This window comes from Janibacter sp. CFPM2_SD2 (assembly GCF_057364645.1).
Map to the genome: position 1 here is coordinate 1 of NZ_JBNFOF010000030.1, position 20,583 is coordinate 20,583.

A 20,583-nucleotide genomic window follows, 5' to 3' on the forward strand; every position below is an offset into this window, starting at 1 on the left:
CGCGGTGACGGCCACCGGCCGCCGGTGCGGCGCGCGCCGTCGCGCAGCAGCAGCGCGCCGAGCCCGGCCTGCTGCACCCCGAAGGCGCTCGCCCCGATCCTCATGAACCGTCGGGACTCGTCACGCTCGCTGCGGCTGGATCGGTACATGAACCAGTCACCCACGGTCGACCCGGCGAGCGCCGCGAGCAGCGTGCCGGTGCGCCCGGCACCACGCTGCGAGCGCGTGGCCAGGACACCCGCGGCGAGCGTCGGGGCGAGCGCCACCTTGGTCGTGACGTGCGCCCGATCGCGACCGAGCACGTCGGCGGCGGTCGTCGCCAGCGCAAGGGGGGCATAGGCGAGCAGGTCCGCGCGCTCGCGGACGAAGGACGAGAAGCTCATGCGGACTCCGGTTGCTGCTGGGTGATGCAGTGGATGCCGCCACCCCGGTCGAAGAGCGGCCGTGCGTCGACGCCGACGACCTCGCGCCCCGGGTAGACCGAGCGCAGCACCTCGAGGGCGCGCTCGTCGTGCGGGTCGTCGAAGACGCAGGCCACGACGCCGCCGTTGCAGACGAGGTGGTTGACGTAGGACCAGTCGACCGGCCCCTCGTCGTCGGTGAGGGTCTGCGGCGCCGGGATGCGCGTCACCTCGAGGCGCCGCCCGGCGGAGTCGGTCGCGGCGAGCAGGACCTGCTCGATCTCGCGGCTCACCGCGTGGTCGGGGTGCGACTCGTCCTCCTGCCAGTGCAGCAGCACGTGGCCGGGCGAGGTGAAGGTCGCGACGATGTCGACGTGCCCGCGGGTGCCGAACTCGTCGTAGTCCCGGGTCAGCCCACGGGGCAGCCAGACGAAGGTGTCGACCCCGAGCTGCCGACCGATCTCGGCCTCGATGTCCCCCTTCGTCGCCGAGGGGTTGCGACCGGGGTCGAGCTGGACGGTCTCGGTGAGCAGCACGGTGCCCTCGCCGTCGACGTGGATCCCGCCGCCCTCGTTGACGATCGACGACGGCAGGTGGTGGGCTCCGGCCGCGTCGGCGACCTGTGCCGCGATCCGCGCGTCGAGGTCCCACGTGGCCCAGGCCTGGCTCCCCAGCCGTTGAAGATCCAGTCGACCGCGCCGAGCTCGCCGTCGGGGGAGAGGACGAAGCTCGGCCCGATGTCGCGCATCCACGCGTCGTCGAGGTCGGCGATGACGATGTCGATGGGGTGGGCGGTGTCGTTGCGCAGGTGCTCGCGGCACCGGTGGATGTCGCTCGGGGCGACGACCATGGTCACCGGCTCGAAGCGCGCGACCGCCCGGGCCACCGCCGCCCACGTCTGCCGCGCGCTGGCGACCTCCTCGGGGGTGTCGCCCAGCGTGTAGCCGTTGCTGGGCCAGGCCATCCACGTGCGCTCGTGGCCGGTCCACTCGGCGGGCATGCGCCACCGGGTCTGCTCGCGCATCGAGCGCCTCCTCGTCGTCGTGGCTGCAGTATGCCTGCCGGCAGGCACCTACACTCGCCGAGTGCGGCTGAGTCACTTCTGGACCCTCATGGAGGACGAGTTCGGGCAGGCCTATGCCCACACGCTGGCGCGAGGCCACGTGGTCCAGGCGCTCGGTGACCGCACGGTCGCCGCCGCCCTGGACGAAGGGGAGTCCCCTCGCCTCGTGTGGGAGGCCCTGTGCGAGGACCTCGACATCCCGACGCACCGCCGGCTCGGGGTCGACCGCGAGCCGATGCCCGTCCCGCCCGAGATCGCCAACGAGGTGCCGGAGTGAGCGGTGGTCTCGAGGCTCGTGCCTCGCACCTCGACCAGCGGGGTGGTTCCGACGTCCTGCTGAGCGCCTCCGGCCTGACCAAGACCTTCGGCGACTTCACCGCGGTCGACGGCATCGACGTCGAGGTCACCCGTGGTGAGTCCTTCGGCTTCCTCGGGCCCAACGGCGCCGGCAAGTCCTCGACGATGAAGATGGTCGCCGCGACCTCGCCGCCGACCGGGGGAGACCTGCGGATCTTCGGCCTCGACCCGGTGACCGACGGCGCCGCGGTGCGCGCTCGCCTGGGCAACTGCCCGCAGCAGGACAACCTCGACGAGGAGATCACCGTCGAGGAGAACCTGCACGTCTACGGCCGCTACTTCGGCCTGCCGCGCAAGGTGATCCGCGAGCGCACCGACGAGCTGCTCGACTTCGCCCAGCTCACCGAGCGGCGCAAGGACAAGGTCGAGCCGCTCTCCGGCGGCATGAAGCGTCGCCTGACGATCGCCCGCTCGCTCATCAACAACCCCGAGATCCTCCTGCTCGACGAGCCGACGACCGGCCTGGACCCGCAGGCCCGGCACGTGCTCTGGGACCGGCTCTTCCGCCTCAAGCGCCAGGGCGTCACGCTCATCATCACGACGCACTACATGGACGAGGCCGAGCAGCTGTGCGACCGACTCGTCGTCATGGACCGTGGCCGGATCGTCGCCGAGGGCTCACCTCGCTCGCTCATCGAGACCCACTCCACGCGAGAGGTGCTCGAGCTGCGCCTGCCGGTCGACGACCACCTGCACGCCGCCGACCTCGTCGAGGGCGTCGGCGAGCGCGTCGAGGCCCTGCCCGACCGCCTGCTCGTCTACACCGACCACGGTGACGGTGCCCTCGAGGCGGTCCACGCCCGCGGTCTGCAGCCGGTCTCATCGATCGTGCGTCGCTCCAGCCTCGAGGACGTCTTCCTCCACCTCACCGGCCGCACCCTCGTCGACTGATGGCGACCGTGGAGACGACGGCCGTCACCGGGCGCCACGTGCACGGCGAGCGGTCCCCCCTTCGTCCCATGGAGCGGGTGGCGGCGGTGGCCGGCTACTTCGGTCTCGTCTACCGGCGTACGTGGATGGGGTCGGTCTTCAGCCGCTTCGTCATGCCGCTGCTCTTCCTGCTGGCCATGGGGATCGGGCTCGGCTCGCTCGTCGACGACGCGAGCGGCGGCGTCGACGGCGTGCCCTACCTGCTCTTCGTCGCGCCGGCGATGATCGCGGTGCAGGCGATGATGACCGCGGTGAGCGAGTCGACCTACCCGGTCTACGGGCTCTTCACGTGGAACCGCATGTACCACTCGATGCTCGCCACCCCGCTCACCGTGAGCGACCTCCTCCTCGGTCACCTCGGCGTCATCGCCGCGCAGGGCGGGTTCGCCGCGGCCGCCTTCGTGCTCGTCGCCGCGCTCTTCGGCAGCTTCACGTCGTGGTGGGTGCTGCTCGCCGTGCCGATCGGGGTCCTCGTGACGCTGGCCTTCGCGGTGCCGCTCTTCGGCTTCACCGCCCGGGCGAAGGGGGACTCCGCATTCAACGTCGTCTACCGCCTCGTCATCACGCCCCTCATGCTCTTCTCGGGGGCCTTCTTCCCCGTCGAGCGCCTGCCGCTCGTCCTCGAGGTGCTCGCCTGGGTGACCCCGCTGTGGCACGGCGTGGAGCTGTGCCGGGCCGCGGCCACGGGAGCTTCGCCCCCTTCGACCTCGTGCACCTGACCGTGCTGGTGCTCTTTGTCGGCGCCGGCTGGGTCTACGCCCGCGCCGGCATGACGCGCAGGCTGGTCTCGTGAGCACCGGCGTCCTCACGCCCGGCCTGGCGATGTGGCGCTCGGTCGTCGAGCGCAATGTCGTCGGCTTCCGGCGCCAGTGGGCCGCCTTCGTCACCGGCTTCGCCGAGCCGGTCTTCTACCTGCTCTCCCTCGGCATCGGGGTCGGGTCGCTCGTGCCCGTCGTCGTGACCGACGGCGGGCAGGAGGTCGCCTACGCGGCCTTCGTCGCGCCGGCCATGCTCGCCGCGTCGGCGATGAACGGCGCGATCATGGACTCGACCTTCAACGTCTTCTTCAAGCTGCGCTACGCCCGCATCTACGACGCGATGCTCGCGACCCCGCTGGGCCCGCGCGACATCGCCGTCGGCGAGGTCGTCTGGTCGCTCATCCGGGGCGGGGTCTACGCGCTCGTCTTCTACCTCGTGGCGCTCGCGGTCGGCGTCGTCGAGTCGTGGTGGTCGCTCCTCGCGGTGCCCGCGGCGGTCTTCATCGGGCTGGCCTTCTCGGCCGTCGGCATGTTCGCGACGACCTTCATGCGCTCGTGGGTGGACTTCGACTGGGTCATGCTCGTCATCCAGCCACTCTTCCTGCTGTCGGCGACCTTCTTCCCCCTCGGGACCTACCCCGGGTGGGCGCAACCGATCGTCCAGGCGACGCCGCTCTACCACGGGGTGGCGCTGGAGCGTGGGCTCATGCTCGGCGAGGTCGGGTGGGGCCTGCTGTGGCACGTCGGCTACCTCGTCGCGCTCGGCGCGGTCGGTGTCTGGGCGACCTCGCGACGGATCGAGACCCTCCTGCGTTCGTAGTCCGAAGGGGGAGTGCGGCGTGTCGGCGCGTCGCTCCCGACCTCGAACACGTGTTCGGCTACGGTTGTCCACAGGTGCCCGACCGACAGCACCGGCGTCCACAGCCCCACGGCAGCTGCGGACCGTTGTCGGTGGCGGCCCCTAGCGTCTGACCAGAGCGCACGACACGTCCGACCGTGTGGACCTGGTCGCCGGTGGACGCGCCCGACACGACGACAAGGAAGGTGTGGCATGGCTGAGGTCACCGCCATCGACAGCAAGCTCCACGAGCAAAAGCTCAAGTCCCTCGACAACGTCATGGGCCAGATCGAGAAGCAGCACGGCAAGGGTGCGGTGATGCGCCTGGGCGACGACGTGCGCCCGCCCATCGCGGTCATCCCGACCGGTGCGATCGCGCTCGACGTGGCCCTCGGCATCGGCGGCCTGCCCCGCGGCCGGGTCGTCGAGGTCTACGGCCCGGAGTCCTCCGGTAAGACGACCGTGGCCCTGCACGCCGTGGCCAACGCCCAGCGCGCCGGCGGCATCGCCGCCTTCATCGACGCCGAGCACGCGCTCGACCCCGAGTACGCCAAGAAGCTCGGTGTCGACACCGACGCCCTCCTCGTCAGCCAGCCCGACACCGGTGAGCAGGCGCTCGAGATCGCCGACATGCTCATCCGCTCGGGTGCGCTCGACATCATCGTCATCGACTCCGTCGCGGCGCTCGTGCCGCGCGCCGAGATCGAGGGCGAGATGGGTGACAGCCACGTGGGTCTGCAGGCCCGGCTGATGAGCCAGGCGCTGCGCAAGATCACCGGTGCGCTCAACAGCTCCGGTACGACGGCGATCTTCATCAACCAGCTCCGGGAGAAGATCGGCGTCATGTTCGGCTCGCCCGAGACGACCACCGGTGGCAAGGCGCTGAAGTTCTACGCCTCGGTCCGGCTCGACGTGCGACGCATCGAGACGCTCAAGGACGGCACCGACCCGGTCGGCAACCGCACCCGCGTCAAGGTCGTCAAGAACAAGGTCTCCCCGCCCTTCAAGCAGGCCGAGTTCGACATCCTCTACGGGCAGGGCATCTCCCGCGAGGGTGGGCTCATCGACATGGGTGTCGAGCACGGCTTCATCCGCAAGGCCGGTGCCTGGTACACCTACGAGGGCGATCAACTGGGCCAGGGCAAGGAAAATGCCCGCAAGTTCCTCAAGGACAACCCGCAGCTCGGCGAGGAGATCGAGACCAAGATCAAGACCAAGCTCGGCATCGGGGTCCAGCCCGAGGCCGAGGAGGAGACGCCGGCCGAGGTCCCGGTCGACTTCTGATCAGGTCCCATCCCATGAGCGAGCACGACCGGCCGACCGCCGCGCGCACCCACGAGCGACTCGAGGGCCTGCGCGCGGCGGTCTCCGCCATCGAGGAGCGTGCAGGTGAGCCGCCCCGCCCCGACCCACAGGGCCCGCAGGGCGATTCCGACGCCGACCCGCACGCAGTCGCCCGAGCAGTCGTCCTGCGTCAGCTGACCGGTGCGCCCAAGAGCCGCAAGCAGCTGCAGGAGGCGCTGACCCGCAAGGGCTGCCCGCCCGAGGTCGCCCGCGAGGTGCTCGACCGCTTCGAGGAGGTCGGGCTCGTCGACGACGAGGCCTACGCGCAGGCCTTCATCCGGTCCAAGCAGGCCGGCCGCGGGCTGGCTCGACGGGCGATCTCGCACGAGCTGCGGGCCAAGGGCGTCGACGACGAGCTCGCGCAGTCACTCCTCGACGAGGTTGACCCGGAGGACGAGCGGGCTCGCGCGCACGAGCTCGTCGCCAAGAAGCTGCGCTCGATGCACGGCCTGGACCGCGCCGTCCAGACCCGCCGGCTGGCCGGCATGCTCGCCCGCAAGGGCTACGGCCACGACGTCGCCAGAGTGGTCATCACCGAGGCGCTCGACGCCGAGCCGGAGCACCAGCGCGACTGAGCCGCACGCGAGCACCCGGCACGAGCTGGGCCGCACGGTCGCACGACTCCGCGGTGAGCACGGCGATGACGGGGTAGGCCCCGGTCACCAGGTGGTCGCTGAGGAAGAGCGTCGGCTGCCCGTCGCTGCTCACCTGGACCGATCCGCGGACCACCTCCTCGCTCGGCAGCTCGTCGGTGACGGCTCGCGCGAGGGTGGGTCCCTGCAGCCGCGCCCGACCCGGTCGACGTCTGCCGTCACCGACCACTCCGCGCTCGTGAGCGTGCGCCGGCGAGATAGGTGAAGCCCGGGGAAGGTGACCTCCCACCTCGTCCGGACATCTCGCTCGACGACCGCCTCGACAGACGTATTGCAGGCTTCGACGACGACGGCGAGGTCGGCGCCGTCGTAGACGACGGAGATCTCGTGGGCCCGGCTCGTCGGGCTCCCGGTGGGCCGGCCAAGCGTGCCGGCGGCTGAGCGCAGGGGAGCGGCTACCGCCGTCGTCGTCACGCGTGGGTCGAGGGTGACGAGGACGGTGCGCCCCGCACGGCGCGGGCGCCGTCGGCACGACGCAGCCAAGCCGATCCCGCAGCCCGAGCGCGACGAGGTCGTCGCCGAGCGGCCGCACGGCCTCGACGAGAGCGGCAGTCTGCCCCTCGTGGTGTACGACCGCGTTGTAGAGCGCACCGTGCGGCTTGACGTAGGCGACGCGGGCCCCGACAGCCTCGGCGAAGGCGCGTAGGGCGCCCACCTGATAGACGACCTCCGCCGTCAGCTCGGCGGGGTCGACGTCGATGAAGCGACGGCCGAAGCCCGCGAGATCGCGGTAGGAGACCTGCGCTCCGACGACGACGCCGCGCTCGGCGCACAGGGCGACGACGCGCTGCATCGTTCGGCATCCCCAGCGTGGAAGCCGCACGCGACGTTGGCGCTCGTCACGACGTCGAGCAGGCCCTCGTCGTCTGTCAGGGCCCACCGGCCGAAGCCTTCGCCGAGGTCCGCGTTGAGGTCGATGGTCACCACAGCGACATCGTCGCAGAGCCCTGCCGAAAGAGGCCTCCGGCGGGAAACATCGCGGCAACGTCGGGGCCCTATGGTGTGGGGGTGACCCAGGTACAACGACAGTCTCAGGGCCGGGGGACCCCCGCGACCGCCGAGGGGCCGAGCATGTTCGACGACTACCCGACCGGGGACGCGTGGGACGAGATGTTCGACCACGGATCCGGAGAGCCCCGCGCTCCGTACAAGCCGATCCACCACACGCTGCGCGCGATGGACCCGGACAGCCTCAAGGAGCGCGCCGACGCGCTCGCCCGGATGTTCCTCGACCAGGGCGTGACCTTCGACCACGCCGGGGAGGAGCGCCCCTTCCCGCTCGACGCCGTGCCGCGCGTCATCGACGCGGAGAGCTGGCAGACCGTCGAGCGCGGAGTCGCCCAGCGGGTGCTCGCCCTCGAGTCCTTCCTCGACGACATCTACTCACGCGAAGGGGCTATGCCACGGGCCGTCGAGGACGGCATCATCCCGTGGCGGCTCATCGCGACCTCGAGCCACTTCCACCGCGCCGTGGCCGGTCTGCGCCCCGCCAACGGCGTCCGGGCCCATGTCTCGGGCATCGACCTCATCCGCGACGAGCAGGGCGACTTCCGCGTCCTCGAGGACAACGTCCGGGTGCCTTCCGGCGTCTCCTACGTCATCGCAAACCGGCGGGCCATGGCCAACGTCTTCCCCGAGGCCTTCGCGACGATGCGGATCCGCCCGGTCCACCACTACCCGCGCATCCTGCTCGACGCGCTCCGTGCGGCTGCTCCCGAGGGCCGCACCGACCCGACCGTCGTGGTGCTCACCCCCGGCGTCTACAACAGCGCGTACTTCGAGCACACGCTCCTCGCGCGGATGATGGGTGTCGAGCTCGTCGAGGGTCGTGACCTTGTCGTCCGCGGCGGCGAGGTCCGGATGCGCACGACGCGCGGCGAGGAGCGGGTCGACGTCATCTACCGGCGGGTGGACGACGACTTCCTCGACCCGGTGCACTTCCGTCGCGACTCGATGCTCGGGGTGACCGGTCTCATCTCCGCCGTCCGGGCGGGTCGGGTCACCTTGGCCAACGCCATCGGCAACGGCGTCGCCGACGACAAGCTCGTCTACTCGTACGTGCCTGACCTCATCCGCTACTACCTCGACGAGGAGCCGATCCTCCACGGTGTCGACACCTACCGCTGCAACGAGCCCGAGGCCCTCCAAGAGGTCCTCTCCCGCCTCGACGAGATGGTCGTCAAGCCGGTCGACGGCTCAGGCGGCAAGGGACTGATCATCGGCCCGAAGGCGAGCGGCGAGGAGCTCGACGAGCTGCGCGCCAACCTCGAGCGGGACCCGCGGGGCTGGATCGCCCAGCCCGTCGTCCAGCTCTCCACCGTGCCGACGCTCATCGACGGGCAGCTGCGCCCTCGGCACGTCGACCTGCGCCCCTTCGCCGTCAACGACGGGGACCAGGTGACGGTGCTGCCCGGCGGGCTGACCCGCGTCGCGCTGCCCGAGGGGCAACTCGTCGTCAACTCCAGCCAGGGCGGTGGCTCGAAGGACACGTGGGTGCTCGCCGGCCGCTACGCCAAGGTCCCGACGAGTGGCGATGAGGTCATCCTCCTCGGCACGAACCGTCCGATGCCGAGCGACGACAGCGCGCCGCCCACCGAGCTGCTCGACTCCGAGACCGAGCCGGGGGACACCTCGCCACCGCAGGCGGGCCCGGACCATGACTCGACGGCAGGGGAGGAGGCCTGATGCTCAGCCGGATCGCGGACTCGCTCTTCTGGATCGGCCGGTACATCGAGCGCGCCGACGGCACCGCGCGCATGGTCGACGTGCTGCGGCTCTCGCTCATCGAGGACCCGGGGCAGGACGTGAACTACACCTCGTGGATGCTTCTCGGCGGGATCATGGGCCTCGACGACGTCAGCCCCGATGTCACCTACGCCGACGTGGCCAGCCGGCTCGTCTTCGACGCGGACAACCCGAGCGCCATCTCCGGCTCGTGGCTGGCCGCGCGGGAGAATGCCCGCCGGGCCCGGGAGACCCTCTCTACCGAGCTGTGGGAGGTCATCAACACCTCCTGGCACCGGTGGAACGGCCTCGGGGCGCAGACCGCGACCCAGCAGCACCTCGGCTGGGTCACCGAGCGTGCCGCCCTCGTCGCCGGCATCGCCGACTCGACGATGAGCCACGACGAGGCGTGGGACTTCCTCAGCCTCGGGCGGTCGCTCGAGCGTGCCGATATGACGGCTCGGATCGTGGCGACCGGCGCGATCGACGGCGGCCCGAACTGGGGCATCGTCCTGGCGAGCTGCGGTGCCCAGCAGGCGATGCTGCGCACCATGCGGGGTGTTATCACCGACCGCACCGCTGCGGCCTTCCTCTCGCTGGACCGTCGCTTCCCGCGCTCGGTCCTCGCGTCCCTGCGTGAGGCCGAGGACCGGCTGACGACCCTCTCGCCGGACACCGACCGAGTGGGCTTCTCCGACGAGGCCCGCCGCATCCTCGGCCAGACCCGCACCCAGCTCGAGTACGCCGACCCGGACGACGTCCTGGACGACCTGCCCGCGATGATGGGTCTGGTCCAAGAGTCGGTCACCCAGGCATCGGACGCGATCGGGGCCCGCTACTTCATGTCGGGCCCGGTCCAGGAGTGGACGGGGGAGATCCTGTGAGTACCCGACGGCACCGCATCGTGCACCGGACGGTCATGCGCTACGACGGCGACGTCGTCGCCTCGCACAACGAGCTGCGGATGACGCCGCTGAGCGAGCCCGGGCAGACCACGCTCGAGGCGCGGATCCGGGTACGCCCGCACTCGTGGAGCAACGTCTACACCGACCACTGGGGCACCCAGGTCATGGCAGTCGAGTCCCAGGGCGCGCACGACACCCTCGAGATCGAGGCGATGTCGACCGTCGAGCGCGCGGAGACAGTCGCGGAGGCGAGCGGCGCCGGCTGGGATGCGCTGGCCAACGAGCAGACCCGTGACCTGCTGAGCGAGCTCATCACCGCGACCCCGCGCACGACGACCACCGAGGAGCTGACGAAGATCGCGCAGGCGGCTCGCGACGAGCCGACCCCACGGGCTGCTGCCCAGGCGATCTCGACGCAGGTCCACGAGCGGATGAGCTACGCCAAGGGCGTCACGGAGGTCTCCGACACCGCCGAGGACGCCTGGTCCAAGGGGCAGGGCGTGTGCCAGGACTTCGCGCACGTCACCCTCGCTGCGCTGCGCTGCATCGGCATCCCCTCCCGGTACGTCTCCGGCTACGTCGCGAGCGAGCCCGACCTCGAGCGCGGGCGGTCTTGCGCCGGCGAGTCGCACGCCTGGATCGAGATCTGGGACGGCGCGTGGATGCCCTACGACCCGACGAACCTCGCGCCCGTGGGGCTCGACCACGTCGTCGTCGGCCGCGGCGCGACTACGACGACGTCGCGCCCTTCCGGGGGATGTACGCCGGACCCGAGCTCTCCGAGCTCGACGTCGAGATCACCTTCACCCGGGTCAGCTGAGGGTCGGCGGGTTGCCCCTGACTGCGCCGCGACGGCAGAGCCAGCGGGACTCGCTCCGCCCGGTCGCCACGGATCTCCTGCGCCTCGCGGCGGCCCTGAGCGTGGTGCTCGGCACGCTCGGCTGGGGATTCATCGGCTTCGCGCTCTTCATGCTCGTGCTCGGGGGCTCGATGATCCCCCGCGCCCTGGGGACCCCCGCGCCGCTCGATCTCTCCTACTGCGCGACGATCCTCGTCGGCGCCTGGGCCGCGATGCTCGACTGGTACCTCGCCGTCAGCTGGCTCGATGTCGTCGTGCATGCCGCACTGACCGGCCTCGTCGGCGCGATCGGCTACGCCGCGCTCGAGCGGCTCGGGCTCTTCGGTGAGGGCATGACTCGGCTGGGGGTCGTCGTCGTGAGCAGCACCCTGGCCACGACCCTCGCCCTCCTCTGGGAGATGGGTGAGTGGTTCGGGCACACCGTCCTCGACGACCGCATCCAGGTGGGGTACGAGGACACGCTCGGCGATCTCGGGGCCGGGGTGGTCGGGGCGGTCGTGGCCGCGGTCCTGCTCGCCCTGAGCAGACCTGAGCCCGAGGGGTCAGGATGAGAGCACCCGCCGGGCACGGCCTGCCGAGCGTCTCCGTCGTCATCCCGGCTCGCGACGACGCCGTGGCCCTGCGCACCTGTCTGACCTTGCTCGCCCGCCAGCACGTGCCGCCGCTCGAGATCGTCGTCGTCGACAACGGATCCCGCGACGACACGGCAGCAGTCGCACGGGCGCACGGAGCGACGGTGATGCACGAGCCACGGGTCGGCATCCCCCCTGCTGCGGCAACCGGCTACGACGCTGCCCGCGGCGAGGTGATCGCCCGTCTCGACGCCGACTCCCGTCCCGGCCCGGGCTGGGTCGAGGGGGTCGCCCGGGCCATGGCCGACCCTGCGGTGAGCGCCGTGACCGGCACCGGCACCTTCTACGACCTGCCCCGCCCACTCGGGCCGCCGGTGGCTGCGCTGTACCTCGGTGCGTACTACGTCCTGAGCCACCTCGCGCTCGGCCAGACCGCGCTGTGGGGCTCGAGCATGGCCGTTCGCCGCAGCACCTGGCTCGCCGTCCGCCACGAGGTGCACCGCGAGGATCCCGAGGTGCACGACGACATGGACCTCGCCTTCGTCCTCGGGCCGGGCCGAAGGGTTCGGCTGGCGCGCGGCCTGCACGTCGGGGTCTCGGCCCGGTCGCTGCGTGGGGCCGCGCAGGTGCGTCGGCGCTTCGCACGGGCTGTGCGGACCCTCGAGCTCAACTGGCAGGTGCACCCGCCGTGGCTGCGGTGGCGCGACCGCATCGAGCGGGCGCGTCTCGAGGTCAGCGACCGGGCAGGCCGATCTCGCGACGATGATCAGCTGGATGAGCAGGAAACCGGTGAGATAGTTGAGCCAGAGGAAGCGTCGCCAGCCTGCGTGCGCACGCTCGCACTCGGCCTCGTCGAGCCGTAGGTACGGCACGACGTTGGCGAGGTAGGGCAGGACGAGGGCCGCAGCGAGCGTGCTCGGCCAGGGCAGGGCCAGCAGGAGCAGCCCGCTGACGAGGTAGGCGAGCAGGGCGAAGCCGGTCGTGCGCCGCGCCCCCAGGACGGTGCCGATCGAAGCGATGCCGCCTGCCCGGTCGGCCTCGATGTCCTGCACCGCGCCGAAGGCGTGCGACCCGACCCCCCAGGCGAAGAACCCGGCGAGCGCGGCGAGGGTGACCGGGTCGAAGGAACCACCGGCCAGCGCGATGCCGAGGACGGCAGGGCTGACGAAGTGGGTGCTCGACGTCAGCGAGTCGAGGAAGGGCCGCTCCTTGAATCGCAGCCCTGGGACTGAGTACGCGACGAGTGCGAAGACGCTCACCGCGAGGACGAGGGTCGAGCGGAGATCGCCGAGGAGGACAAGCGCGACGACGAAGGGGAGGTTCGACACCACCACCGACAACAGGGTGGCCCGGTGCAGGCCACGATCGAGGACGACCCCTTCGACTCCTCCCTTGCGGGGGTTGCGGATGTCCGACTCGTAGTCGAAGACATCGTTCACCCCGTACATGAGCAGGTTGTAGGGCACGAGGCACCACAGCGTCCCGACGACCCAGGCGAGGTCCACCCGCCCTCCGGCGAGCAGGTAGGCGACGGCGAAGGGGTAGGCCGTGTTGACCCACGACAGCGGCCGGGAGGCCGCGAGGACGTGGGCGAAGGGAGAGGACGGAGCCGACCGCTGCTGCGCTGCGGCGCTCATCGCCGGGCTCCGCGGGTGGCTCGTGGGTGGTCGAGATCGAGCAGGAGCGTGAGCGCGGGCAGGGTGGCAGCGGCCGCGACCGGCCACGCGAGGTCTTCGAGCGGTGCGAGGCCGATGCGGATGCCGGAGAGCTGGGCCTCGTCGAAGCGGAAGAGGTCGGCGGCGATCATGAGGTTGTCGAAGATCACGGTGAGCAGGACGAGCGCCAGCGCCGTCGCAGCGGTCGCGAGCCACCAGCGCCGGTCGGGTCGGCGCAGCACGGCGGCGGCGACGAGGACGAGCGCCGCGGCGGCGAGGAAGCAGACGGCCAGGCCGGCGTAGGTCATGAGGTCACCTCGCCGCGGGGGATCAGGCTCGAGAAGAGCCCGTGGAGCACGCACGTGAGGTAGCTGAGGAAGACGATGAAGAAGATCTCCTCGACGGGGAGCTCGGGCAGCAGCTCGATGCCGGTCATCGCGGGCGACTCGCCACGCACGTACATGCCCGACTCGATCGCCACGAGGTCCCACACGAGGAAGAGCAATGAGCCTGCTGCGACGACGGCGAGGGTGCGGGCGGGCCGGTCGAAGAGGGCGAGGCGCCACCGGTGGTCGACGAGACCCATGCAGACCGTGGAGACCACGACGAAGCCGAGGTAGAGCAGACCCACTCAGCCCACCTCGACATCGCCGGTCGGGGTGACGCTCGGCCCGCTCGAGGTATCGCCCCTCAGCCGCTTGAGCACGAGCTCGGCGCTGATGAGGCACATCGGCAGCCCGATGCCGGGGCGGGTCGAGTAGCCCGCGTAGTAGAGCCCGTCGACCTTCTTCGAGACGTTGTCCGCGCGGAAGAAGGCGCTCTGGCGCAGGACATGTCCCGGTCCGAGCATGCTCCCGGAGAAGGACGACAGGTCCCGCACGAAGTCCTCCGGCCCGACGGTGCGCCGGACCTCGACGCGCTCGGCAAGGTCCGGCACGCCTGCCCACGCAGCGATCTGATCGATGGCCGCGTCCACGGTTCGCTCCACCACGGGGTCACCGGCGCCGTCCGTGCCGCCCCGGCCGATCGTGGGGTCTGCGGGGACAGGGACGAGGACGAAGAGGTTCTCCTTGCTGGCGGGGGCGACGGTGCTGTCGCTCGCCGACGGCCGGCACACGTAGATCGAGGCCGGGTCGGGCACCCGGGGCTCAGGGCCGAGGATGTCGTCGAAGTTGCCCCGCCAGTCGGTGGTGAAGAAGAGTGAGTGGTGGGCGAGCTGCGGCAGCTCGACGTCGACGCCGAGCATCGCGAGCCACACCCCGGCCCGGGTCGACCTGCTCCCACCACGACTGCGGGTAGGTCTGGAGGTGCTCGGGGAGCAGCGCGGTCTCGACATGGTGCAGGTCGGCCGCCCCGACCACGGCATCGCACGGGATCTCCTGGGTCTCCCCGTCCGGGCCGGTGACGTCGACGCCGATCACGCGGGCACGCTGACCGCGCGCGGCAGTCGTGCGGATGGCGGTCGCGGTCGTGCTCGTCCTCACCCGGACGCCGTGGCGCTCGGCCACCCGCACGAGGGCGTCGACGATCGTCGTGAAGCCCCCTGCCGGGTAGAGCACGCCCTCAGCGAGGTCCATCCAGCTCATGAGGTGGTACATGCTCGGGGCGCGGTCTGGCGAGGTGCCGAGGAAGACGGCGGGGTAGCCGAGGATCTGACGCAGCCGTGCGTCGTCGAAGCGGGTGGCGATGTGGGACTCGAGTGAACGAGTCAGCAGGCTCGAGAGGCGGGGCCCGTTGCGCAGCACGTCGGCGTTGAGCAGCGAGCCGCTGGAGTCGAAGCTCGTGTAGAGGAAGCGGTCGACGGCGAGCTCGTACACGTGGCGCGCGGAGTCGAGGTAGTCCGACAGTGCCGACCCAGCACCGGGCTCGAGGGACTCGAACAGCGCCTCGTTGGCCGCACGGGTCGCCCGCACGTCGACCGGCTCCTCGTCATGCTCGAAGAAGACCCGGTAGCCCGGGTCGAGCCGGACGAGGTCGAGCTCGGCGTCGACGGAGGTACCGAGCATCTCGAAGAAGTGGGCGAAGACCTCGGGCATGAGGTACCACGACGGCCCGGTATCGAACCGGTAGCCGTCGTGCTCCCACAGCCCCGCCCGGCCGCCGGGCCGCTCCGAGCGCTCGACGAGATCCACCTGCCAGCCGTCGGCGGCGAGCAGCGCTGATGTGGCCAGACCGCTCACCCCGCCACCGATGACGCAGACGGTCCCGGGCTCGCGGGGCTGGCTGGTCCGACCGGTCCAGGGCAGGGGCCTCATCGTCGGCCTCGAACGACGCTGTCGAGCACGATCGCGGCCTTGCGGGGGCCCGGGACCCGGACCCGCTCGTGGCGCAGCCGCTCCACGGGGGGTCTCGCGCAGTCGGCCGGACAGCTCGGCGAAGAGCCGGTGCGCCACGCGGACGGCACGCCGGCTGCTCGGGGGCAGCTCCTCGACCGCGTTGGCGGCAATCACGAGGTCGTTGTCAAGGTCGTCGAGGAGCCGGTCACGGTCGGCGTCGTCGATGCGGTGCGGGTCGACGCCCGGGAAGTAGCGGCGACCGAGCTCGTCGCGGTCGGCGGCGATGTCTCGCAAGAAGTTCACCTTCTGGAAGGCGGCCCCGAGGCGTCGAGCCCCCGGGGCGAGCCGGTCGTATTTGGCCTGGGCGTCGGGTTCGTCGGCGAGGAAGGCGCGCAGGCACATGAGACCGACGACCTCGGCCGAGCCGTAGACGTACCTCGCGAAGCTTGCCTCGTCGTGGGTGGTGCGAGTGAGGTCGGTGCGCATCGAGGCGAAGAAGGGCTCGATGAGGTCCATGCCGATCCCGCATGCTCGCGCTGTCCGGGCGAAGGCATGGACGACCAGGTCAGAGCTCAGGCCGCGGTCGAGCGCGACGCTCACCTCGCGCTCGAGATGGTCGAGCACAGCGCGCTGCTCGTCGGTGGCAACGTCGGGGCGGGGAGCATCGACGATCTCGTCGGCGACCCGGACGAGGGCGTAGATGCTGCGCACGCGCGCCCGGACGGGCTCGGCGAGCAGCTTGCTCGCCGCACCGAAGGAGGTCGAGTACCGGGCGATGACGAGCTCGGCCGCGGCCTGGGCGGTCGCGTCGTAGCGGACGTGGGGTGGGGCCTCGTCGCGCTGATGTCGGGCCGGTGTCATGCCACGCCGCCCTCGAGGGAGCCCGCGACCTCGCCCACCCACGTCACGAGCTCGGGTGGGAGGCTCAGGTCCTCGGCGAGCGTGGTCGCCTCGCGCAGCTGCTGCGTGGCGAGGTCGTCGACGAAGGAGCGTGATCCGGCAGTCGTGAGGGCGGCCCGGACGTGCTCGACGCCCTGCTCGTCGAGGTCGGGATCACCGAGATGGCGCTCCAGGACAGGCCATGCCGAGGTGGTGCGTGCGTGGACGACGAGCGGTGTGCGCTTGCCCTCGCGCAGGTCACCGGCGATGCCGGGCCTGCCGGTCTGGGCCGGCGTGCCGAAGACGGCGGTGAGGTCGTCGACCAGCTGGTAGGCCAGGCCGAGGTGCCGCCCGATGCGGCCGAGGCCGTCGACGAGCCGGTCCGGGGAGCCGGCGAGCACGGCGCCGCACTGCATCGGCAGGCTGAAGGAGTACACCGCGGTCTTGTGCTCGGCGACGCTCAGCGCTTCCTGCAGCGTCGGTTCCTCGGAACCGAGCGAGAGGCGGACGTCCGCCAGCTCTCCTGCGGCCGAGACCGCCAGGGTGTGGTCGAAGAGGTCGAGAAGCTGGAGCATCCGCTCACGTGGCACGGGCGCCGAGGCCACGGCCCGCATGGCCGCGCCGAGCGCCAGGTCCCCGGTGAGGATCGCGCCGGCGGTGGCGTAGGAGCGGGCCGCAGCCGCCGGGGCGCCGACTCTGAGCGCGTCGGCGTGGAAGCGGCCAGGCGTGCTCGGCGCACCCCGTCGGAGGTCGTCGCCGTCGATGACGTCGTCGTGGACGATGAAGGCGGTGTGCAGCATCTCCACGGCGTCGGCGACCTGGTCGACGGCCGGGCCGGCGTCACCGCCGAGCAAGTCGTGGACCGAACGGACGAGACGAGGGCGGAAGCGCTTGCCGCCGCTGCCTGCCGCGGCCACGGCGTCCCGCAGGACCTGAGCGTCGCTGAGCTCATCCGCCGACACGGCCGCTGCCGGCGATGCGGTCACAGAGGTGGGCTCGGCGTGACGGGGTGCCGACGTCATACGGCCTGGCCGACCTGGTCGAGGGCGCTTCGGCCAGCAGGCAGCTCGTCGAGCTGGAGGACGAGCCACGGGCTGAGCGCCCACGGCGCGACCTCGGCCGTCGTCCTCAGCTCGTGCGGCGTCACCCATCGGGCCTCGACGGCCTCGTCTCGGTTGAGGCTCGGGTCCGATGTCGTCTGGGCGAGCCAGACAGGACAGACCTCGTGCTCGACGATGCCCGAGGCGTCGACCGCTCGGTAACGGAAATCTGGGAGCAGGGGCTCGAGGTGGTCCAGCCGGAGCCCGAGCTCGTGCTCGGCGTAGCGGTGTACCGCGTCCAGGGGATCCTCGCCCGGGCGAGGGTGCCCGCAGAAGGCGTTCGTCCAGACCCCCGGCCAGGTCCGCTTGCTGAGGGCGCGTCGGGTGAGGAGGAGGCGGCCGGTGCCGTCGGTGACGTGGCACGAGAAGGCGAGGTGGAGCGGCGTGCGGTCTGTGTGCACGTCGGCCCGAGGGGCGGTCCCCACGGGCCGCGCGTCGTCGGCAAGCAGCACGACCAGATCGGCCGGGTCCTGGTCCTGGTCTGCGGTGCTCATGGTGTCAGCATGTTATCTGAGCAACGTCACCTGGACGCCAGTGTGGAGGGTTTGCGTTACTGCTTGCTCTGGCGGGCGACTACCCTTCGACTGACATGAGTGCTGCACCCAAGACCTACGACGTGCGCACCCACGGGTGCCAGATGAACGTTCACGACTCCGAGCGACTCGCCGGCCTCCTCGAGACCGCCGGCTACGTCGACCGCGCGAGCCTGCCCGCCGACGAGCGCGGGGAGGTCGCCGACGTCGTCGTCTTCAACACCTGCGCCGTCCGCGAAAATGCCGACAACAAGCTCTACGGCAACCTCGGGCAGCTGCGTCCGCTCAAGCAGCGCAACCCCGACCTGCAGATCGCCGTCGGCGGCTGCATGGCGCAGAAGGACCGCGCGACGATCGTCGAGCGCGCCCCGTGGGTCGACGTCGTCTTCGGCACGCACAACATCGGCAGCCTGCCCGCGCTGCTCGACCGCGCCCGGCACAACGAGGAGGCGCAGGTCGAGATCCTCGAGTCGCTCGAGACCTTCCCCTCGACGCTGCCCACCCGCCGCGACTCGGCCTACTCGGGCTGGACGTCGATCTCGGTCGGCTGCAACAACACCTGCACCTTCTGCATCGTCCCCGCGCTGCGTGGCAAAGAGAAGGACCGCCGTCCCGGCGAGATCCTCGCCGAGCTCGAGGCCCTCGTCGCCCAGGGCGTCGTCGAGGTGACCCTGCTCGGGCAGAACGTCAACAGCTACGGCGTCGAGTTCGGCGACCGGCTCGCCTTCGGCAAGCTGCTGCGCGCTTGTGGCGACATCGAGGGGCTGGAGCGGGTGCGCTTCACCAGCCCGCACCCCGCCGCCTTCACCGACGACGTCATCGACGCGATGGCCGAGACGCCCAATGTCATGCCGAGCCTGCACATGCCGCTGCAGTCCGGATCCGACCGCGTGCTCAAGGCGATGCGCCGCAGCTACCGCTCCGAGCGCTTCCTCGGGATCATCGAGCGCGTCCGCGACCGCATCCCCGACGCGGCGATCACGACCGACATCATCGTCGGCTTCCCCGGGGAGACGGACGACGACTTCGAGGAGACGCTGCGGGTCGTGCGCGAGTCGCGCTTCAGCTCCGCCTTCACCTTCCAGTACTCGATCCGGCCCGGCACGCCGGCGGCGACGATGCCCGACCAGGTGCACAAGGCGGTCGTCCAGGAACGCTACGAGCGGCTCGTCGCACTGCAGGACGAGATCTCGTGGGCGGGCAACCGCGAGCAGGAGGGCCGCGAGCTCGAGGTCCTCGTCGCGACGGGGGAGGGGCGCAAGGACCGCGAGACCGCGCGCTTGAGCGGTCGGGCCCCCGACAACCGCCTCGTCCACTTCGCCCTGCCCGAGGACCTGCCCGGGGCCGAGCGTCCGCGTCCCGGTGACATGGTCACCGTCGGCGTCACGTACGGCGCCCCGCACCACCTCGTCGCCGACTCGGCGATCGAGGGCGGGGTCGTTCAGCGTGCGCCGCACGCCGGGCGGCGATGCCTGGGCGGCGCTGCAGGAGGGCGCGGCCGCGGGCACCGTCTCCAAGCCCGCGGTGAGTCTGGGCCTGCCGGGCATCGGCGCCCCGGCACCCGTGGAGACCGCCGGCCCGGCCTGCGGGGCCTGAGGGCGCCACCGCACCACCCGGGGCACGACAAGGGGGTGGGTCACCGTCTGGTGACCCACCCCCTTCGCGATGTCAGTGAGGCAGTCTCACTCGCCGATCTTGCCGTCGAGGAAGTCCTTCCCCTTGTCGGCGTGTTCGGAGCTGGCACCCTTGCCCTCAGCGAACTCGCCGGCCTTGTCGAGGCCCTGGTCGCTCACCTGCTCGACCTTGTCGCTGTTGTCGCCCAGCGCGTCGGTCGCCTTGCCCTTCAGATCGTCGAACCCCATGGTGTTCTCCTTCGTGTCGGGTTGCCCGGTGACGGGCCGTGCGACCAGCCAAACACGTCAGCCCGCGCGCTTCAACCGCTGGGGGCCTAGCGTGTGCATGTCGTTGAAAAACCAATAGTTGACACGACAATCATTTGCCCCTAATGTAGGTGGTGCACCAAGAGACCACCCCGATCGCCAAGGAGCAGACATGACCGAGCCCACCGCCATCACCCCCCTCGCCGACCTGGCCGCCGGCACGTACGTCCTCGACGCCAGCCACTCCGAGGTCGGCTTCGTCGCCCGCCACGCGATGGTCACCAAGGTCCGCGGCTACTTCCGTGAGCTCGAGGGCACGATCACCGTCGCCGACGACTTCGCCGCCTCGACCGCGAACGCCACGATGCAGGTCGCCTCGATCGACACCGGCTCCGCCGACCGCGACGGCCACCTGAAGTCGGCCGACTTCTTCGACGTCGAGAACAACCCGGTCATCACCTTCGCCAGCACGGGCATCAAGGACGTCAAGGGCGAGGAGTTCACCCTCGTCGGCGACCTGACCATCAAGGGCGTCACCCGCCAGGTCGAGCTGGCCGCCGAGTACGAGGGCACCGCACAGGACCCCTTCGGCAACGTCCGCGCCGGCTTCACCGCCCGCACCGACGTCGACCGTGAGGACTTCGGCCTGACCTGGAACGCCGCGCTCGAGACCGGCGGCGTCCTCGTCTCGAAGAAGATCACGCTCACCCTCGACCTCTCGGCCATCAAGCAGGCCTGAGGCCCACAGACCGTCCGGCGTCCCTGACGCCGGACACCCCCGGCGGCGTCGGGACCGGAACCCCCTGTCCGGTCTCGGCGCCGCTCTGCGTCTCCTCGTGCCCGCCCGCGGCCGGTC

At 71.1% G+C, this 20,583-nt stretch carries 19 protein-coding genes and 8 pseudogenes; 14 read left to right on the plus strand and 13 right to left on the minus strand.

Annotated elements, in window-relative coordinates; genetic code table 11:
• Both AC2W7J_RS04795 and AC2W7J_RS04800 read right to left on the minus strand, forming a co-directional pair.
• A pseudogene (locus AC2W7J_RS04795) lies at positions 1-383 on the minus strand (lysoplasmalogenase); the annotation flags it as partial.
• Positions 380-1,401 (minus strand): annotated as a pseudogene (locus AC2W7J_RS04800) (agmatine deiminase family protein). The pseudogenes AC2W7J_RS04800 and AC2W7J_RS04795, both read right to left, overlap by 4 nt.
• On the opposite strand from AC2W7J_RS04800, the gene AC2W7J_RS04805 reads away from it, so the two are divergent.
• From AC2W7J_RS04805 to AC2W7J_RS04830, 6 genes are all read left to right on the plus strand, one after another.
• The gene (locus AC2W7J_RS04805) at positions 1,349-1,741 is read left to right on the plus strand and encodes a DUF3046 domain-containing protein (protein WP_485981620.1); all 393 of its coding nucleotides are present in this window, start codon (positions 1,349-1,351) and stop codon (positions 1,739-1,741) included. The pseudogene AC2W7J_RS04800 and the gene AC2W7J_RS04805 sit on opposite strands and share 53 nt — an antisense overlap.
• Complete coding sequence (locus AC2W7J_RS04810; protein ID WP_485981621.1) at positions 1,738-2,712, plus strand: ABC transporter ATP-binding protein; 975 nt, start codon at positions 1,738-1,740, stop codon at positions 2,710-2,712. Before AC2W7J_RS04805 ends, AC2W7J_RS04810 begins: the two co-directional genes overlap by 4 nt.
• Positions 2,712-3,470, plus strand: coding sequence for an ABC transporter permease (locus AC2W7J_RS04815; RefSeq protein WP_485981622.1), 759 nt, complete (start codon positions 2,712-2,714; stop codon positions 3,468-3,470). The genes AC2W7J_RS04810 and AC2W7J_RS04815 overlap by 1 nt, the downstream gene beginning before the upstream one ends.
• A gap of 70 nt (positions 3,471-3,540) precedes the next feature.
• Positions 3,541-4,329 carry an ABC transporter permease gene (locus AC2W7J_RS04820; protein ID WP_433954806.1) on the plus strand — a complete coding sequence of 263 codons (789 nt, stop codon included), beginning with the start codon at positions 3,541-3,543 and terminating at the stop codon, positions 4,327-4,329.
• A gap of 231 nt (positions 4,330-4,560) precedes the next feature.
• Positions 4,561-5,631 carry a recombinase RecA gene (gene recA, locus AC2W7J_RS04825; RefSeq protein WP_072624974.1) on the plus strand — a complete coding sequence of 357 codons (1,071 nt, stop codon included), beginning with the start codon at positions 4,561-4,563 and terminating at the stop codon, positions 5,629-5,631.
• A gap of 14 nt (positions 5,632-5,645) precedes the next feature.
• Positions 5,646-6,266, plus strand: coding sequence for a regulatory protein RecX (locus tag AC2W7J_RS04830; RefSeq protein WP_485981623.1), 621 nt, complete (start codon positions 5,646-5,648; stop codon positions 6,264-6,266).
• On the opposite strand, the gene AC2W7J_RS04835 is transcribed toward AC2W7J_RS04830, so the two are convergent.
• The 3 genes and pseudogenes from AC2W7J_RS04835 to AC2W7J_RS04845 form a co-directional block, all read right to left on the minus strand.
• Complete coding sequence (locus tag AC2W7J_RS04835; RefSeq protein ID WP_223277912.1) at positions 6,223-6,513, minus strand: biotin-dependent carboxyltransferase family protein; 291 nt, start codon at positions 6,511-6,513, stop codon at positions 6,223-6,225. The two genes, AC2W7J_RS04830 and AC2W7J_RS04835, sit on opposite strands and share 44 nt — an antisense overlap.
• Positions 6,396-6,935 carry a carboxyltransferase domain-containing protein gene (locus AC2W7J_RS04840; RefSeq protein WP_485981624.1) on the minus strand — a complete coding sequence of 180 codons (540 nt, stop codon included), beginning with the start codon at positions 6,933-6,935 and terminating at the stop codon, positions 6,396-6,398. Before AC2W7J_RS04840 ends, AC2W7J_RS04835 begins: the two co-directional genes overlap by 118 nt.
• Positions 6,895-7,508: pseudogene (locus tag AC2W7J_RS04845) on the minus strand (LamB/YcsF family protein); the annotation flags it as partial. The gene AC2W7J_RS04840 and the pseudogene AC2W7J_RS04845, both read right to left, overlap by 41 nt.
• Here AC2W7J_RS04845 and AC2W7J_RS04850 point away from each other — a divergent pair.
• The 6 genes and pseudogenes from AC2W7J_RS04850 (at position 7,416) to AC2W7J_RS04875 (ending at position 12,267) form a co-directional block, all read left to right on the plus strand.
• A complete protein-coding gene (locus AC2W7J_RS04850) occupies positions 7,416-9,029 on the plus strand; it encodes a circularly permuted type 2 ATP-grasp protein (RefSeq protein WP_485981625.1) in 1,614 nt (537 codons plus the stop codon). The pseudogene AC2W7J_RS04845 and the gene AC2W7J_RS04850 overlap by 93 nt on opposite strands.
• A complete protein-coding gene (locus AC2W7J_RS04855; RefSeq protein ID WP_485981626.1) occupies positions 9,029-9,952 on the plus strand; it encodes an alpha-E domain-containing protein in 924 nt (307 codons plus the stop codon). The genes AC2W7J_RS04850 and AC2W7J_RS04855 overlap by 1 nt, the downstream gene beginning before the upstream one ends.
• Positions 9,953-9,987: 35 nt before the next feature.
• Positions 9,988-10,590, plus strand: a pseudogene (locus tag AC2W7J_RS04860) (transglutaminase family protein); the annotation flags it as partial.
• A 41-nt stretch (positions 10,591-10,631) separates the two neighbouring features.
• Positions 10,632-10,793 (plus strand): hypothetical protein, encoded by a 162-nt coding sequence (locus AC2W7J_RS04865; protein WP_485981627.1) that lies wholly within the window; start codon positions 10,632-10,634, stop codon positions 10,791-10,793.
• 11 nt (positions 10,794-10,804) lie between these two features.
• The gene (locus tag AC2W7J_RS04870) at positions 10,805-11,383 is read left to right on the plus strand and encodes a DUF2238 domain-containing protein (protein ID WP_485981628.1); all 579 of its coding nucleotides are present in this window, start codon (positions 10,805-10,807) and stop codon (positions 11,381-11,383) included.
• Positions 11,380-12,267: a glycosyltransferase family 2 protein gene (locus tag AC2W7J_RS04875; RefSeq protein WP_485981629.1), complete on the plus strand. Its 888-nt coding sequence runs from the start codon at positions 11,380-11,382 to the stop codon at positions 12,265-12,267. Before AC2W7J_RS04870 ends, AC2W7J_RS04875 begins: the two co-directional genes overlap by 4 nt.
• Here the strand turns inward: AC2W7J_RS04875 and AC2W7J_RS04880 are convergent.
• The 7 genes and pseudogenes from AC2W7J_RS04880 to idi form a co-directional block, all read right to left on the minus strand.
• A pseudogene (locus AC2W7J_RS04880) lies at positions 12,220-13,041 on the minus strand (prenyltransferase); the annotation flags it as partial. The gene AC2W7J_RS04875 and the pseudogene AC2W7J_RS04880 overlap by 48 nt on opposite strands.
• Positions 13,038-13,367 (minus strand): lycopene cyclase domain-containing protein, encoded by a 330-nt coding sequence (locus AC2W7J_RS04885; protein WP_485981630.1) that lies wholly within the window; start codon positions 13,365-13,367, stop codon positions 13,038-13,040. The pseudogene AC2W7J_RS04880 and the gene AC2W7J_RS04885, both read right to left, overlap by 4 nt.
• A complete protein-coding gene (locus tag AC2W7J_RS04890; protein WP_485981631.1) occupies positions 13,364-13,690 on the minus strand; it encodes a lycopene cyclase domain-containing protein in 327 nt (108 codons plus the stop codon). The genes AC2W7J_RS04885 and AC2W7J_RS04890 overlap by 4 nt, the downstream gene beginning before the upstream one ends.
• Positions 13,691-15,314 (minus strand): annotated as a pseudogene (gene crtI, locus AC2W7J_RS04895) (phytoene desaturase family protein). It abuts the gene before it with no gap.
• Between the two features lie 135 nt (positions 15,315-15,449).
• Positions 15,450-16,196 (minus strand): annotated as a pseudogene (locus AC2W7J_RS04900) (phytoene/squalene synthase family protein); the annotation flags it as partial.
• Positions 16,193-17,176 (minus strand): polyprenyl synthetase family protein, encoded by a 984-nt coding sequence (locus tag AC2W7J_RS04905; RefSeq protein ID WP_485981632.1) that lies wholly within the window; start codon positions 17,174-17,176, stop codon positions 16,193-16,195. The pseudogene AC2W7J_RS04900 and the gene AC2W7J_RS04905, both read right to left, overlap by 4 nt.
• A gap of 56 nt (positions 17,177-17,232) precedes the next feature.
• The gene (gene idi, locus AC2W7J_RS04910) at positions 17,233-17,808 is read right to left on the minus strand and encodes an isopentenyl-diphosphate Delta-isomerase (protein ID WP_485981633.1); all 576 of its coding nucleotides are present in this window, start codon (positions 17,806-17,808) and stop codon (positions 17,233-17,235) included.
• Between the two features lie 95 nt (positions 17,809-17,903).
• Between idi and miaB the strand changes: the two are divergent.
• Positions 17,904-19,443, plus strand: a pseudogene (gene miaB / locus AC2W7J_RS04915) (tRNA (N6-isopentenyl adenosine(37)-C2)-methylthiotransferase MiaB).
• A gap of 86 nt (positions 19,444-19,529) precedes the next feature.
• Here the strand turns inward: miaB and AC2W7J_RS04920 are convergent.
• A complete protein-coding gene (locus AC2W7J_RS04920) occupies positions 19,530-19,709 on the minus strand; it encodes an Rv0909 family putative TA system antitoxin (RefSeq protein WP_072626258.1) in 180 nt (59 codons plus the stop codon).
• Between the two features lie 190 nt (positions 19,710-19,899).
• Between AC2W7J_RS04920 and AC2W7J_RS04925 the strand changes: the two genes are divergently transcribed.
• Complete coding sequence (locus tag AC2W7J_RS04925; RefSeq protein WP_485981634.1) at positions 19,900-20,466, plus strand: YceI family protein; 567 nt, start codon at positions 19,900-19,902, stop codon at positions 20,464-20,466.
• Positions 20,467-20,583 lie beyond the last annotated feature (117 nt).